The sequence below is a fragment of the Bacillus cereus group sp. MYBK195-1 genome (assembly GCF_051916605.1).
Classification (GTDB): Bacteria; Bacillota; Bacilli; order Bacillales; family Bacillaceae_G; genus Bacillus_A; species Bacillus_A cereus.
Map to the genome: position 1 here is coordinate 43,287 of NZ_JBQAGZ010000004.1, position 16,525 is coordinate 59,811.

Consider the following 16,525-nt stretch of genomic DNA (forward strand, 5'->3'; position numbering starts at 1 on the left):
ATTTAAGATATTAATTGAAAATATTAATTGGGAGGATGTTAGAAATGGAATTAAATAATGGGGATGGAATTAGTATAGAAAAAAGTACAAGTATTAACATGGAAGAAATGGAGTTATTATTGCTAGCTGATCCATCAACAGAAGTAGTTAATGGATATCTTGAAAAGGGAGATTGTTTTGTTTTAAAAAAAGGTGCTGTTACTGTAGGTATTATGATTTTAATTCCTACCCGAACTGAAACAATTGAGATTATAAATATAGCAGTTTCCGAAAAAGAGCAAGGAAAAGGATATGGGAAATACCTACTTAGATTTGCTATAGACTATGCTAAAAAAGAAGAATATAAAACTATAGAAATAGGCACAGGAAATTCTAGTTTAATGCAACTAGGCCTTTATCAAAAATGTGGTTTTAGAATAACCAGTGTGGATAAGGACTTTTTCTTACGAAATTATAATGAAGAAATATATGAAAATGGTATTCAATGTATGGATATGATTAGGTTAACGCAAAATTTATAAAAATTATTTGTACATAAAAATCGCATCCCCCCATTAAATGTAGAGGGTTGCGATTTTTTTTGATGTAAAGCGTCATTATGATTTGTGGGTAGCATTAAGGAGTTTATGTATTTGAGAATTATTACAAAATCAACAAGTGTTAATAAATTCATCTGTTATGTCAACAATTTGAATATATTTCAAATTGTTTTTTATAATTCAGATAGATCTTTTTCCATTAATTTTAATAAAAAGTAAAAAATATGAAACTCATCTATTTTAGTTATGATTAAATGTTCATTTAAATCACTAAACAATGGGATTTATTGGATAATTATAAGCGTATTTTTTTCTTTATTCAAGGATGAAAATCGTACTAAATGTAGATATAACAACTATTATATTGTTTTAATGATATAAAAATATTTAGGTTTTTTAAAAGGGAATTTTCTGAATTATAAATATTATTATATATTGAGAAAGTAAAAAAATAGAAAAATATCAATTGAATCCCAAAAAATAAAGTGTGAATATTATAGATATAAATTACACCTTGATATTTCGCATGAATTTCTACAAATTTAGATGTTTATTAAATTAGGAGGATTGATAGTGCCAAAAATGTAGTTTGTTGCTAATTCAATATTTTATATGCATCCATGGGATTTTAGAACGCACAGTTATTATTTGCTAGTAAGCATTTTAATATCAAATCTTTTGGGGAAGTGATAAGTAATGGTCACAGTATTAAATAATGAAACTAAAAGTTTATTAGTTGAAAAAATTGCAAATAAAAATGCGTGTATTGGATATGTAGGCCTAGGTTATGTTGGACTACCATCGGCTCTTAAATGTTTAGAAGTAGGTTATGCGGTAAGAGGTTTTGATAAAAACTCAGCAAAAATAAGAAAACTAGAACGTGGAATAAGTTATATCAGTGATATTCAAGATCCTGAAATCCAAGATGCTTTACATACAAATAGATTTTTTGTTAGTACAGAAATGAATGATATAAACGAATGTGATGTTGTAGTTATATGTGTTCCTACACCATTAGAAAGAACTAGTAAACAACCAGATTTAACATATATTCATTCAGCAGTTGATGAAATAGTTAAATACATTAAAAAAGGTACATTAATTATCTTAGAAAGTACTACTTATCCAGGTACTACAAGAGAAGAAGTTTTATACAAATTAGAACAGAAAACTAATTTTAAAATTGGTGTAGATATATTTGTAGCATACTCTCCAGAGCGAATCGATCCTGCAAATCAATCGTTTTCAATTCAAGATATTATAAAAATCGTAGGTGGAGTTACATCTAATTGTACCGATTGTGCAGCAGCCTTCTATAGTAATTTAATTAAGGATATTCATAAGGTAAGCAGTCCAGAAGTAGCAGAGACAGCTAAGTTATTAGAAAATACGTATCGTTTTATAAATATCGCTTTTATTAATGAAATGACACAAATTTGTAATGAGTTAAACATAAATATCTGGGAAGTAATTGATGCCTCAGGAACTAAGCCATTTGGATTTCAAAAATTCTATCCTGGTCCTGGCGTAGGAGGACACTGTATTCCGATTGATCCTATTTATTTTAAGTGGATTGCAAATAATAAGGATTTAGCAACAAAAATGATTGATGTGGCAAGAGAAATTAATGAAAACATGCCTAAGTATGTTCTTAATAGAGCACTACAGTTACTAGATGATAAAGATGGTAAGAATATTCTTATGGTTGGTGTTGCATATAAAAAGAATGTTAATGATGCTAGGGAATCGCCAGCTTTGGATATTATGAATGATTTAATGATAGAAGACTATAACGTGGATTATTACGATCCGTTTATAGAGGAACTCATTGTGGGCGATAACACATTGAAAAAATCTATAGATTTAAACATAAGTCAATTAGACAAATACACTTTAATTATTGTTCATACAGATCATGATTGCATTAATTTTAAATTGCTTAATGAGGTAAATTGTTTAATTTTAGACACAAGAAACATATTTAAAGATGAATCAGTATATAAAAAAAATATTATAAGTTTGTAGGTGATTACATGGTAGAGTTTATTCCTTTTTATCGACCAGAAATCAATGATGAAGATATAGATAGGGTAGTTTCTGCCCTTAAATCTGGATGGCTTTCAAAGGGGCCAAAAGTAATAGAGTTTGAAGAGAATTTAAAAGAATATCTGAATACTGAACATGTAGTAAGTTGTAATTCAGGGACTGCCGCATTACATTTAGCATTACTGTCTCTGGGAGTTGGATTAGAAGACGAAGTAATAGTTCCAAGTTTTACTTTTTGTTCAAGTGTAAACGTTATTATGCATGTAGGTGCAAAACCTGTATTTGTAGACATAGATGAAGAGGATTTATGTCTTGATCTTCAAGATGTTAAAAGAAAAATCACTAAAAAAACGAAAGCAATTATTGCAGTTCACTTTGCTGGATACCCGGCTAAATTAAAAGAACTTCAAAAATTATGTAAAGAATACGGATTGTTTTTGATAGAGGATGCAGCGCATGCATTAGGAACAAAATATGATAATACTTTAATTGGTACACATGGAGATGTCATTTGTTTTAGTTTTTATGCAACAAAAAATATAACAACAGGTGAAGGCGGAGCGTTAGTCACTAAAAATGAATCGATTGCTGAAAAAGCTAGATTATATGGTTGGCATGGTATCACGAAAAATGCATGGAATCGTTATGGTGAAGAAGGAAGCTGGCGTTATGATGTTCTATTACCTGGGTTTAAATATAACATGATGGATCTACAAGCTAGTTTGGGTATTAGTCAGTTAAAAAGAGCTGATGAAATGATTGAAAAACGCAAGAGAATAGCTGAAAGGTACAAAGAGGAATTAAAAGAGGTTCAAGAATATATAACGTTACCTAATTATACTAACGATCCAAGTGTAAAACACGCATGGCATTTATTTGTTATAAAAATTAATTCTAATTCTCCTGTTAGTAGAGATCAGGTAATTCAAGAAATGAAAAAGAGAAATATTGGGCTTAGTGTTCACTTTATTCCTGTTCATATGCACCCGTATTATGAAGAGAGATTTAACGTATATTTACCTAAAACGGAAGAGATATTTAATCAAATTATTTCATTACCACTGTATAGTGCTCTTACAGACAATGAAGTTGAACATATAATAACGTCTTTAAAAAGTCTATATCAATTAAAAATAGGGAGGTAAATATTTATGAAAATTGGAGTTATTGGTGGCAGCGGATTTATTGGTAAGCATGTTACAAAGGAGTTACTAGCAAGGGGTTATGAAGTAGTTATATTTGATAAATTTAATCCAAGTATTGATGTTCCTTTTAAGGAAATTGATATTTTAGATATTGCAACATTAAGAGAAAATCTTATTAATGTCAATGGGGTAATTCATTTAGCTGCATTAGTGGGTGTTGATAATTGCCGTTTAAATGAAGAAGATGTAGTGAGGGTGAACTTTGAAGGTACGAAAAATATTGTACAGGTTTGTAGCGAAAATGGTATAGAGAAATTATTGTTTTCTTCCAGTTCAGAGGTATATGGGGATGGCGTGAGTGTTCCGTTTAAAGAAAATGATATTAAAATGCCAAAATCAGCTTATGGAAAAGCTAAATTAATGTCCGAAGATTATTTGAAAGAATATGCTAGTGATAGTTTGAAAATCAGAGTGGTACGTTATTTTAATGTATACGGTTCACAACAAAATGATAACTTTGTAATTTCTAAGTTTTTAAAACAAGCTCATAGTGGTGAAGATATTACTATTTATGGAGATGGACAGCAAATTAGATGTTTTAGTTATATAAGTGATATTGTTAACGGAACTATACTAGCCTTTGAATATGAAGGAGAGAAATTTGCAGATTTTAATGTTGGCAATAACAAACCTATATCTATGGAAGAACTAGCAATAAAAATTAATGAATTAATGGGCAATAAAAGTAAAATTAAATTTCTTGATTTAGGTGAAGAGGGAGTCAGAAATTCTAGCATTGAAATCTTTAGAAGAATCCCTTCAATAGAGAAAGCTAAATTATTTTTAAACTATCAACCAATTATTTCATTAGATAAAGGACTAGAGATAATAATAGGGGAGAAGTATGGAAACACAGTATCTATATCCTAAGAATCCAAAGAAAATTAAGTATCCCATATATTCTTCTCTTTGGAGTATATCTGATCATGTATTTTTTTTGAAAAGTGTATATAGACCTACTGATTCTAACCTTAAAAAAAGTCTTCAAGCTTTTTATCCGGATGCAGAAATTGTATTAACTAATAGCGGTACATCTGCATTAGTAGTTGGTTTAAAGTACCTAAAAGTAGCAAAGGGAGATGAAGTGATTCTATCAAACTTTAATTGTCCTAATGTGATAGAAGCAATATTAACGGTGGGAGCAAAACCTGTATTAATTGATTTAAATACTAATCATTCAATTTCTCTTAATAAAATAAAAAAACATTTGAATGCTAATACAAAGGCAATTATTCTTACGCACTTGTATGGATGTCATGACGATTTAGAAATTATTGACTGGGCTAGAGAAAATAATATTTATATCATTGATGATGCTGCACAAGCAATGTTTTCTTATCAAAATGGAAAGCCAGTTGGTAGTTTAGGCGACATTGGTATTTTAAGTTTTGGGGGAACTAAACCAATCCCAAGTATAGGGGGAGGAGCGTTACTTCTTAATCGTACAATAAGTGAATTGTGTGACATGGATGAAGAAAAGAAGGAAGAAGTGATTTTAGATTATAAGAATCATTTAAAAACACAATTAGGTATAAGAATAAAAAAGAGTAGAGTACTGAGTTTATTTACTAATTATTGGAGGGAATTAGAGATTCTGCCCTCCTATAATAATAGTAAATTAGATTCTTTACCGGAGAAAACGGAAGTTATAAACCCAAAAAGAATGTCTATAGTACGCTCTTTGTTAATTGATAAACACCTACAGAAAACAAAGAAGATTTTAGAAATGAATATATGTAACGCTAGTCTGTGTTATACAATGCTACAGGAAATTGAAGAAAAGTATGGCGTTAAGATTATATTTTCAACTCAGAACGTTTATTTGAACTATTTTACCATTATATTCAAAGAACCATCTGATAGGTATGAGTGTTCTGTACATTTAGCGGAAAAAGGTATACAAACTTGTTGGAACTATTTACCCCTAAGTGAAATCCCTATTTTTTCGAAGTACGCAACCGAGTCAGAAAATATAGATTTTTTATGGCCAAGGGTATTATCAATACCTTTTAAATATCCTTTAGTAGACAAGGACCTTAAGTATATATGTAGTCAAATTCTAAAATATTTAGAGAATAAGAATTAAAAGGTGATTATATGGAAATCGAAATATGTACTGACGCCCAATACTGGGATGCTTGTATGGAAGAATATAATGGTTCTGTATTTCATAGTTTCGAATGGGGAAAGTTAATGGAATTATTACCTGGTGTTCAATTTTTCCCAGTACTAATAGAAACACAAGATACAGTAGTTTTATCTCCTATGTATGTACAAGATGGTAGGCTATTGGGAAGTTTAATTGGTTATGGAGGCCCAATAATAATTGGCCAAGATAAATTAGATTTTTCAGTTTATGAATCCATAATAAATAAGAAGTTTGAAAATAAAATTCAAAAGCTTTTATTACCTATAACGATAAATCCTTTTCAAAGTTATAGTAAGGAAAAGTGGGATTATAAAGAAACTTATATGTTAGATCTACCAAATAAGTTTGAGGATTTATGGACATCGTGTTCTGGGAAAGCTAGGACAAGTGTTAGGTATGCACGTAAACAGAATGTTGAAATTCGACCTATAACTGTAGCGGAATTAGATGAGTTTTACCAATTATATCAAGAACATAATAACAGTATAGGAGCGAGTTATTCATTTAGTAGAGAGTTTTTTTATTATTTAGTTCTTAATTTACAAGAAAAAATTCTTTTCTTAGGGGCATTCTTGGAAGAGGAACTAATTAGTTCCAGCCTTTTTATAATGGATAAACAGGTTTTATATTATTGGATTAATATTAATAATACCAAAGGGAAAAATTCGCAATCTTCATATTTACTACTAAATGATGCGTTTGAATTAGCAATTCATAATAAATTAAAGTATGCGGATTTAGGATATTCACATAATAAAGGGATTGCTAGACCTAAGATATACTGGGGGGCAGCTTTGAAAAAATGTTTTTGTTTAAAAGAGAGGATTTAAACTATGATTATTAGTGGCCACCAACCAAGTTATTTACCTTGGTATGGTTTTTTTGAAAAAATTCATAAATCAGATGTGTTTGTATTTCATGATATAGCACAATTTGAAAAAAAAGGTTTTTTAAATAGGAATCGTATTAAGACTTCACAAGGAGCGTCTTGGCTAACGGTTCCAATACAAATGAAGAATTATAAAGAAATTCCATTTAATAAGTTAAAGATAGACAATACTCAAGACTGGGAACGGAAGCATTGGAAAACGATAAGAATTAATTATTCTAATGCACCTTATTTTAATGTATATAAGGATTATTTAGAAAGTTTTTATTCAGAAGATTGGCTTAATTTAAATGATATGAACATGAGTTTTATTCATTTTATTATCCGTGAATTAAACATTGATACGGAACTATATTATGTATCAGACCTAGAAGGAATTACAGGTAAGAAAAGTGATTTTGTATTAGAGTTGTGTCAGAAATTTAATGCCAGTACTTATTATTCTGGAAGTTTAGGGCAAGATTATTTAGACGAAAATGATTTTGAGAATGAGAATATAGAAATTATCTACCAAAGAATAAGAGATTATTCCTACAAGCAATTATTTGGAGAATTTATACCACATTTATCTATTTTAGATATTTTACTAAATTGTGGGCCAAAGGAAACAGAAAAATTAATTAAAGGAGTCTAAAATTCTATGAATGTACTTGTATTTGCCGCTCATCCGGATGATGAAATAATTGGTGTTGGTGGAACAATAGCGAAACACGTGAAACAAGGTGATGATGTACATGTTGTAATACTTGCAGAGGGAAAATCTTCTAGAGCTAAAGAATATAAAGAGCTAGATTTAGAGGTTAAGAACTTATCTTATAAAGAAACAGAGGGGGCATGTACTACACTTGGTGTAAAAAGTTTTGCAAGACTAGATTTCCCTGATAATCGTCTTGATACATTACCCTTACTTGATGTAGTGAAAGAGATTGAAAATCACATTGAAAAAATAAATCCTACAATTATTTATACTCAATATGGTGGAGATATAAATATTGATCATACTGTTGTTTACAGAGCAGTAATGACAGCGACACGCCCTCTGCCAGATACTAATATCAAATGGGTATTTGCATATGAAACTTTATCTTCTACAGAGTGGAATTATAATGAAAAAGATAAGTTCCTTCCTAATTATTTTGTGAATATTGAAGATCATTTGGAGGAGAAATTAAGTGCGATGAGACATTATGAATCTGAGTTAAGGGAATTTCCTCATCCACGCTCTATAGAAGCAATGAGACATAACGCATTTGTATGGGGTGCCAAATCTGGATACCAAGCGGCTGAGGCATTTATGTTAGTAAGGGGGACATGGTAGGTGAAGAGAATATGTTAATACCACAGGTCCCGTTCTTTGGTTTAGATAGTAAACAGGTTGACTTAAAATGGGTTGAAAAAGGCTATGGATTAGAAGCAAATATTTTTGATGGGAAATCTTTATTTGATAACTCATATACAAAAAGGTTTTCTGAGGTCCTTTCTTTTGTTCAAACCCTTAATCCATCCTTGTTAACGCTGCATTTTCCTACTGATAATGCAGACTATCTCAATGATGAATTTATTAAAAAGCAACTATATGAATTTATTGACCTTGCTATAAAGTATAATGCATCAGGTATAACAGTGCATGCTAATCAATTTATGAATGTTGCGGAATTTCAAAACTATAATCTTCTTGATAATAGAAAAAGGATTATAGAGTTCTTTAACATGCTAGATGAAGAAATAAAAGGAACTGATATATGGATTGGCGTTGAAAACCTACCCATTATTGGAAACTTGGGCGATGATTTTGATCCTATATTTATATATCCCGAAGATTTTACTGATTTGGTTAATTTGGAGTTATCTAACGTTGGAATAACATGGGATATATGTCATTGGTCTATAACCTATCTTACACGTTTAGGTATTTCTAAATTATTAAGGCAAGAAGAAATTGAATATAAGGATTTTCATAAGTATTTAAGCTTAATGGATCATATTAAACATTTTCATTTTAGTTCTTTTAAGCATTTAACGATTCCTTATAGTGAGGTACGTTGTTTTGAGGGAGAGAATCCGGTTAATGGATCTATTAATGAAAGTTTATTACATGAAACTTTATTAAAAGTGAAGAACAATACTTTGGATAAAAACATAGGAATTGTATTTGAGGTTCAGGAAACTGATTATACGAATAGAAAGAGGTCATGGGAGACTCTTAATTGGTTTCATAAGAATATTACTGGTATGCAAACAAAAATGAATTATTTGGAGATATAAAAGGCACTATCGGTTTATTTATTTTTTACATGTAACTTGAGTTAGAGATTATTTTAATGAACCTTTTCTTCTAAGTAAGTGTGTTAGGAGGGAAGGTTTTACTATTAATCTTTTTTAATCATAGGGAGGACAAATGAAAAAACTAACTCTTATAAAGAAACTTATTGTAACTTTTGGGATTTTGTTGCTTTTTCTTTTTAGTAATTTATCTGGGGATGTAATACCAGTACATGCTATGACTAAGAACGATCAGCGTTCTCTCATGGCAGATAAGGTTCATGCTAGTCGAGCTATTGAACATATACGTTTTCTGTCTGAGAAAATTGGTCCACGTCCAAGTGGGACTAAGGAAGAACATAAAGCAGCTACATACATTGGAGATACATTAAAAAAATTAGGGTATGAAGTGGAGTATCAGGCATTTCCTGTACCAGATCAATATATTGGGAGTGTCTCTTTTAGTATGTATGGGGAAAAAGAATGGCAAGTTGGAGCAGCATCTAATGCATCTATACCTAAAGATCCTGTCGTGGGGAAGGTAGTTTCTATAGGAAAAGAGGATGATATTAAAAATTCACCTGAACCAATTCATGGGAAAATAGTATTATTGGAACAAGCTGATACGTATGAGAAATATAATGAACAAGTTGAGTATGCAGCAGAAAAGGGAGCAAAAGCTGTATTGTTATATAGTACGATTGGGGATAGGGGCAACTATGGAGAAGCCTTTAACCCAGTTCTAAAAAAGAAACAAACAATACCTGTATTTGGGCTTGCTTATAATCAGGGAATTAGAATGAAAGATAAGATAGTGCATAATAAAAATATAGTTAGTTTAAAGGCAAAACACGAAATGAATTTGAGTTCATTAAATGTTATTGCGAAAAAAAAGCCCAAATACAAGACAGATAATGATGATGTAGCAATAATGAGTGCTCATTATGATAGTGTTATCGGAGCACCTGGAGCAAATGACAATGCTTCCGGCGTAGGACTTTTATTAGAGTTAGCATACAATTTTAAAGATATAGAGACTAATAAAGAAATTCAATTCATAGCCTTTGGAGCGGAAGAAAATGAATCTTTAGGTGCTTACCATTATGTTAATCAGTTATCTACAACAGATAAGAAACATATTCTAGGGGTCTTTAATGCAGATATGATAGCGACAAGTTACAAACAGGCTAAGGACTTATATGCAATGACACTAGATGGTTCTCAAAATGAAGTAACAAATACTGCGGTAGCTACTAGTAAAGCATTAGGGAAATCGGTTGTATTAACTGGAAAGTTTGATTCTAGTGATCATGTACCATTTAACGAAGCTGGAATTTCCTCGGCACTATTTATTTGGATGGATGTAGAGAGTTGGAATCCCCTAATTTATCATGTTGAAAAGGTATTCCATACACCTCAAGATACCGTTTTAGAAAATATTTCTCCTCAACGTATGCAGGAGGCACTAGAAATTATAGGGACAAGTTTGTATTACTTTATCAAAAGATAGGTTTTTCGGAGGTTTCGGCATAACCGGCTAAATTTAGATTTTAATAATAATATAGTAAACTTTTGTTGGAATAAAAATATACTTTGAGCATAGGCGAGGTAACTATATGAGGAGTACATGGAAAGAATTAAGGGGGATGGACCTTAATGTTTGGATCCGCTTTATTGGGGAAGCTTTAAATGGTATTGCAATGATGATGTTAATGCCATTTTTTGCATTATATTTGAAGGACAAAGTGGATTCTCTACTTGAGGTAGGTATAATTATAGCCTTATCTCCAATTGCAGCAAGTATTGGTTCATTGATTGGAGGGCATATAGCAGATACTTATGGTCGGAAACCAACTATGGTGCTCTCTATGGCGAGTAATGGGCTACTAATGCTTGTTTTTTTGTTTATTGATGGTTTTATAGCATATGCCATTCTATCTATTGGTTTAGGGCTATGTAATTCTTTCTTTGAACCAGCGGCATCTGCAATGGTTACCGATGTAACAGAACCCGAAAAAAGAACTGAGGCATATGGACTACTTAGAATGGCTCATAATATAGGAGCTGCGATAGGCCCTATCATTGGTGCAGCAGTTGTGGTTGTATCAAAAGATGTCATATTTTTGATTACTTCTGGAACCATGCTGTTTTATACAATATTAATGTTATTGTTTCTAAAGGAAACAAAACCTAAAAATATCATAATACATGAGGAAACACATAAACAGTCAATAAGATTTACGTTAAGAGTTGTTATAAGAGATAGAATATTTCTATTCTATATAGTGACGGGAATCATTATATTTATGGGATTCTCACAATCGGAAGGTATGTTACCACTTCATTTTAGTAATGAGGATACAATGATTTTTGGAAATAGTAATCCATTTCCATATTTAATGACTTTAAATGGATTATTGGTTGTATGTTTCCAATTTCCTATTTCAAAGTGGTTAACTCACAAATCAATTGGTAAATCAATGCTATATGGTGCCATTCTTTTTGGCGTGGGCCTTTTAGCAATAGGATGGTTACCAAAGTGGTTTCAAGTAATAGACGCAAATGATTTAGTTATTCTAGGCTCATTATTAATAGCTTATACAGTTTATACAGTAGGGGAAATGATTATGTCACCTGTTCAAATGACATTTGTTGCTAATATAGCTCCAGAACATTTGAGGGGGACTTATATGGGGGCGGCTAATCTGCAATGGATCACAGGTAATGTATTTGGACCTCTTCTAGGCGGTGTATTACTGGATCAGCTTTTAGGACATATGTTATTTACAATCTTAGGTGTGGGTTGTATTATTTCTGGATTTGTTTACTTACTATTAGATAGACTTATTGAGAATAAAAGTAAAGAAATACCTATAAAACAAACATCTTAATTTTAATATTGTTAATGAGTTGAAAATTAAATTTTATGTTTTAAGAATTAAATAAAGTGCACGTTTACTAATAATTAAACGTGCACTTTATTTATTAGTGTTTAAATTTAATTTATATATAGTGAGTTTTTTAGGTTAAAACTTAAGTGTATAAAAGTAATTTGCTACTTTATTTAATTAATTTCAACTAAACTTCTTGTCTTATCAATATGATTAAGTAACATACGATACTCTTCTTCGTACATAGTTACACGCTGTAGAAGGGACTGATTTTCTGTCTCTAAATTTTTTATTTGACTTTGTAAGTTTGTAAATTCATACGTTTTTTTATAATTTTGTAGAAAGAGAATAATATCATCTAATGTCATAGATAAAGAGTTTGTTTCTTTTTTTTGTTGAGAGGGAGAAATATTATTTCCCGCTTCTCGATTTTGTTTTGCTTGTTGTATTTCCTCTTGGTATTGTTTTCTCACGTATGAATTCCAGCGAAATCCACAAGCTGCAGGTGTTCTATTTAATAGTTTTGCTACTTCTTTGAATGCAGCTAACTGTGTTCCACCGTTACGAATATTCTGGAGTACTGTTGATGCGAGAAGTAAATCGTTATCGTTAGTCCAGGAATCTTGCCTTGAGATTACCACGTTTTGACCTCCTTTACATGCTTTATATTACATATATGCAATTACTTAAAATGATAGAAGTTTAACTTCTCTTACAACAATTAGGAGTATATATTATTTAAAATGCGAAATTGCATAAAAAATTAGATTGACTATTTGTTATAGGTGTAACTATAATGGTTACAGTTATGCAGCTAAATTAATAGGTTTGATGGTATGAAGTAGTTGTATTAATGATGGTTAAGCAAATATTAAAAAATGAAAGGAGTTGGAAATATAAGAAACTTATATAAATAAAGAATTAAGGTCATATAAAGCATTTTATACTCATATATAAATTAAAAGAGGTGCACATTTTGAAAATTTTTAAGGGAATTATAGTTTCTTCAATTGCGTTAACAGCATTTAATGGGGTGGGTGGACTACTTCCAAGTGATAAATCAGAAGTTGCCTATGCAGCTAGTTACAATTATTCAAATAAGCAATTGAATTCTACTGTACATAAGCAAGTTACGAAACAATTAATTTTGAAATTTAAAAATGAGGCAAATTTGCCATATCAGGATGGAATAGAAAAATTCATTAAAGAAGAAAAACAAGATCCTGAATTAATTGGAATTTTAAACAAATATCCAAATCTAACTATAAATCGACTTTTTAGTTCTTTAAATCCTAAAGAAATTAAAAATTTAGGTAGAGAAATAAACGACTCCGAACATATTTCTTCCAATTTGCTAAACTATTATATTGTAGAAAACCAAGGTGATATTGATGTACAAGCCTTACTTGTAAAGTTTGAGAAATCACCTCTTATTGAAACGGCGTATTTACAGGAAGAAGAAACGCCACCTCAAGATCGTTTACCAAATTTATCTGTTAATCCATATGATGAGCCTAGACTTACAAGACAAGGTTACCTTGAACCAGCACCATTAGGAATTAATGCACCTTATGCTTGGAGTATAAATGGTGGGGACGGAAAAGGAACTACTTTCGTAGATATGGAGTATGGTTGGTTATTAAGTCATGAAGATTTAGTGAATCAAAAGATTGAATTGATGTCCGGACAGAATAAGAGTGAACACCATGATCATGGTACCTCAGTATTGGGAATTGTTTCTGCAGAGGATAATAACATAGGTGGAATTGGGATTGCACCAAAGGCCAAGGTAAAGGTTGTATCCCAGATTAGGGATAACGGAAATTATAATACAGCTGATGCTATTTTAAGTGCGGTTAACAATATGCAAGCTGGAGATATTCTTTTACTAGAGGCACAAGCAACTTACGATGGATATGGAGATAAGAACTATTTTCCAGTGGAAGTAAAACCAGACATATTTGATGCAATTCGTATGGGAACAAATAAGGGGATTATTATTATTGAAGCAGGTGCAAACGGCGGAAATGACTTGGATCAATTTAGAGACCGTAATGGTAAACAAGTTTTGAATCGTAATAGTCCTGATTTTAAAGATTCAGGGGCAATTATGGTTGGGGCAGCTTCTGCAAGAGTTCCTCATAAGCGTTCATATTTCTCTAATTATGGTAGTAGAGTGGATGTGTATGGATGGGGGAATGCAGTAGATACTACAGATGCTAAACCAAGTGAATTTATAACAAATCTATATACATCTAGTTTTGCTGGAACATCTAGCGCATCACCTATTATTGCTGGTGCTGCAGCATCAATTCAAGGAATTGCAAAAAATAATAAGGGAAAAGTATATACACCAAGCCAGCTTAGGAATATTTTAAGCGACCCTAGTACTGGAACGAAATCTAACGATCCAATCTCTGATAAAATTGGTGTTTTACCTGACTTAAAAGCTATTTTATCTAAACTAGGTTTTTCACCAAACTTAGGTAATGATTCTTCCATTGTATTTCCTGAAGAGCAAGAAATAAATAAAGGAAATCAAGGTTCTACTATTACGTTCCCGAAAGAAGATTCCGATAATAGTGAAGGGAACTCTAATTTCATTTTCCCAGAATAATAAAAATACCTCCTATTTAGAATAAGGTAAAATAGTTTACTCAATAAGAACAAAGGATATGGATTCAATAGAAATATGAATTCATATCCTTTTAATTTTATGCTGTTTTTACTACCTTACAAAAACGTAATGTTAGCGTAATGGAAATGAATTTTGGCAGCAAATAGATTAGGATATAATTTTTGTGAGAAAAGATATGAGGTGAGTAATATGAAACGAATAGTGCTTATGTGTAGTGTTTTTGTTTTCTTTACAGTAATATTAACAGGTTGTAACCTAAACCGTCTTGGTACAGATACATATTATGTGCAAATTACCAAAGATGGTGAAAAATTAAAAGAGAAAAATGTAAATGGGGATACGACTTACCAATATAAATTACCTGGATTTGATAAGGATGGTAAAGAGAAAGAAATGGAGTTTACAGCGTTAAAAAACCTTCGTAAAGAAGCATTTTTACGTATATATTACTCTGAGAAAAAAGGTGTGAAATCTTGGGAAGAAGTTAAAAAAGACGAACTCCCTACAAAAGTAAAAGAAAAATTAAAGGTGAATTAACATATAAAAGACGTCGTTATTAGAGAGATATAGCCCCTATTTTTTAGAGTTTCAAAGGCAAAAGACTGACAATTACTGTCAGTCTTTTGCTTTTACAGGGATAATCACGCAATTTTGAGGTGTTTTAAGTACTAAGAAGCTTTAAATTTGTTTATGTATTTGTTGTAGCTTAATGGATTTCGTAATGGTTATGATATAATAAAATTCAAGTACAATAAGGGGGATTAATTAAATGATTTTTCAAAGCATGATAACAGCTATTATAGAAAAATTACAAGAGACGGTGAATCCCTATTGGATAATTGTGTTTGGATCAACGGCTGAGAACAGAGAACGAGAAGATAGTGATATTGATATAGCTTATGTAAGTGACACAACATTAGGGAACTATGAACGTTTTTTATTAGCACAGGAGTTAGCTAACATTGTTCAAAGAGATGTTGATTTAGTTGATTTATCCGAAGCTTCTACAGTTTTTCAAGCTCAGATTATACATACAGGAAAGACAATATTTTGTTCGGATGAAAAACGTAAGGTTATTTTTGAAATGAAAACCTTAAAAATGTATTCAAAATTGAATGAAGAACGTCAGGTAGTATTTGATGATATAAAGAAAAGAGGTTCTATATATGAAGAATGAGGTTATTTTAAATAAAATTTCTACAATAGAGCGTTGTATAAAAAGAATCCAAGATGTGTATGGAAATGACCCTGAAAATTTAGAGGACTTTACAAAACAAGATTCAATAATATTGAATATACAAAGAGCTTGTGAAGCGAGTATTGATTTAGCAATGCATATTGTTGCAGGGAAAAAATTAGGATTACCCCAATCTAGTCGAGAGGCCTTTGATTTATTGGTTACAGCAGGATTACTTAGCGCTGATCTAGCAAATAAGTTAAAGGCGATGGTTGGATTTCGTAATATTGCTGTTCATGATTATCAAAGTGTGAATTTAGATATTGTTCGTCAAATTATTGAAAAACATTTAACTGATTTTAAACTATTTACAAAAGAAGTAATGGGGATATTGGAATTTTAGGTAAAAGAACAGAATAATAGGGCTGAGAAAGAAAGTAAATCTATGATTCCCAAACCAGCTATTGAAACAATCACTTAATTTCGTAAGAAGAAACGCGTTCATAAGATGAATTTGTTTATGTTGTAGTGAGGCTTTGTATGAGATGTGTGTAGATAAATAGTAGGGAAAATATCCATATTCAATTTTATCAACAAATAAGTAAATATTTTCAAAACTAATTTTTATACATATAATATATACCCAAAACAAAAAAAGTTTCCTTATGGAAACTTTTTTTGTTTTGGGTGAATTTATAGTGGTTAATTAATATACAGTTTTTGAAAAAA

16 protein-coding genes are annotated in these 16,525 nt (G+C 30.9%); 15 read left to right on the forward strand and 1 reads right to left on the reverse strand.

All coding sequences use genetic code 11. From position 1 onward, the window contains the following. Positions 1-44 precede the first annotated feature (44 nt). The 11 genes from ACTFRY_RS18750 (at position 45) to ACTFRY_RS18800 (ending at position 11,981) form a co-directional block, all read left to right on the forward strand. Complete coding sequence (locus tag ACTFRY_RS18750; RefSeq protein ID WP_080489398.1) at positions 45-521, forward strand: GNAT family N-acetyltransferase; 477 nt, start codon at positions 45-47, stop codon at positions 519-521. A 714-nt stretch (positions 522-1,235) separates the two neighbouring features. Further along, positions 1,236-2,564, forward strand: a complete 1,329-nt coding sequence (locus ACTFRY_RS18755; RefSeq protein ID WP_098617242.1) for a nucleotide sugar dehydrogenase — start codon at positions 1,236-1,238, stop codon at positions 2,562-2,564. An 8-nt stretch (positions 2,565-2,572) separates the two neighbouring features. Next, positions 2,573-3,730 (forward strand): DegT/DnrJ/EryC1/StrS family aminotransferase, encoded by a 1,158-nt coding sequence (locus tag ACTFRY_RS18760; RefSeq protein ID WP_098617243.1) that lies wholly within the window; start codon positions 2,573-2,575, stop codon positions 3,728-3,730. Positions 3,731-3,736: 6 nt separating this feature from the next. After that, positions 3,737-4,660 carry an NAD-dependent epimerase/dehydratase family protein gene (locus ACTFRY_RS18765; RefSeq protein ID WP_071732400.1) on the forward strand — a complete coding sequence of 308 codons (924 nt, stop codon included), beginning with the start codon at positions 3,737-3,739 and terminating at the stop codon, positions 4,658-4,660. Further along, entirely contained in the window at positions 4,635-5,876 is a 1,242-nt protein-coding gene (locus ACTFRY_RS18770) for an aminotransferase class V-fold PLP-dependent enzyme (RefSeq protein ID WP_071732401.1), read from the forward strand. Before ACTFRY_RS18765 ends, ACTFRY_RS18770 begins: the two co-directional genes overlap by 26 nt. 11 nt (positions 5,877-5,887) lie before the next feature. Then, entirely contained in the window at positions 5,888-6,769 is an 882-nt protein-coding gene (locus tag ACTFRY_RS18775; RefSeq protein WP_098617244.1) for a GNAT family N-acetyltransferase, read from the forward strand. A 3-nt stretch (positions 6,770-6,772) separates the two neighbouring features. Then, a complete protein-coding gene (locus ACTFRY_RS18780; protein WP_098617245.1) occupies positions 6,773-7,462 on the forward strand; it encodes a WbqC family protein in 690 nt (229 codons plus the stop codon). A gap of 6 nt (positions 7,463-7,468) precedes the next feature. After that, positions 7,469-8,146: a PIG-L deacetylase family protein gene (locus ACTFRY_RS18785; RefSeq protein WP_058839308.1), complete on the forward strand. Its 678-nt coding sequence runs from the start codon at positions 7,469-7,471 to the stop codon at positions 8,144-8,146. 11 nt (positions 8,147-8,157) lie between these two features. After that, a complete protein-coding gene (locus ACTFRY_RS18790) occupies positions 8,158-9,093 on the forward strand; it encodes a TIM barrel protein (protein WP_071732416.1) in 936 nt (311 codons plus the stop codon). 133 nt (positions 9,094-9,226) lie between these two features. After that, on the forward strand, positions 9,227-10,600 hold the full coding sequence (locus ACTFRY_RS18795) for a M28 family peptidase (protein WP_071732405.1): 1,374 nt from the start codon (positions 9,227-9,229) through the stop codon (positions 10,598-10,600). Between the two features lie 106 nt (positions 10,601-10,706). Beyond that, entirely contained in the window at positions 10,707-11,981 is a 1,275-nt protein-coding gene (locus ACTFRY_RS18800; RefSeq protein ID WP_071732406.1) for an MDR family MFS transporter, read from the forward strand. Between the two features lie 173 nt (positions 11,982-12,154). On the opposite strand, the gene ACTFRY_RS18805 is transcribed toward ACTFRY_RS18800, so the two are convergent. Then, positions 12,155-12,622: an RsfA family transcriptional regulator gene (locus ACTFRY_RS18805; RefSeq protein ID WP_071732407.1), complete on the reverse strand. Its 468-nt coding sequence runs from the start codon at positions 12,620-12,622 to the stop codon at positions 12,155-12,157. 335 nt (positions 12,623-12,957) lie between these two features. Between ACTFRY_RS18805 and ACTFRY_RS18810 the strand changes: the two genes are divergently transcribed. From ACTFRY_RS18810 to hepT, 4 genes are all read left to right on the forward strand, one after another. After that, positions 12,958-14,598, forward strand: a complete 1,641-nt coding sequence (locus ACTFRY_RS18810) for a S8 family peptidase (protein ID WP_071732408.1) — start codon at positions 12,958-12,960, stop codon at positions 14,596-14,598. Between the two features lie 210 nt (positions 14,599-14,808). After that, positions 14,809-15,156: a YxeA family protein gene (locus ACTFRY_RS18815; protein ID WP_071732409.1), complete on the forward strand. Its 348-nt coding sequence runs from the start codon at positions 14,809-14,811 to the stop codon at positions 15,154-15,156. A gap of 232 nt (positions 15,157-15,388) precedes the next feature. Beyond that, on the forward strand, positions 15,389-15,796 hold the full coding sequence (mntA, locus tag ACTFRY_RS18820) for a type VII toxin-antitoxin system MntA family adenylyltransferase antitoxin (protein WP_000577229.1): 408 nt from the start codon (positions 15,389-15,391) through the stop codon (positions 15,794-15,796). After that, the gene (hepT, locus tag ACTFRY_RS18825; RefSeq protein ID WP_000787540.1) at positions 15,786-16,199 is read left to right on the forward strand and encodes a type VII toxin-antitoxin system HepT family RNase toxin; all 414 of its coding nucleotides are present in this window, start codon (positions 15,786-15,788) and stop codon (positions 16,197-16,199) included. The genes mntA and hepT overlap by 11 nt, the downstream gene beginning before the upstream one ends. Positions 16,200-16,525: the final 326 nt, after the last annotated feature.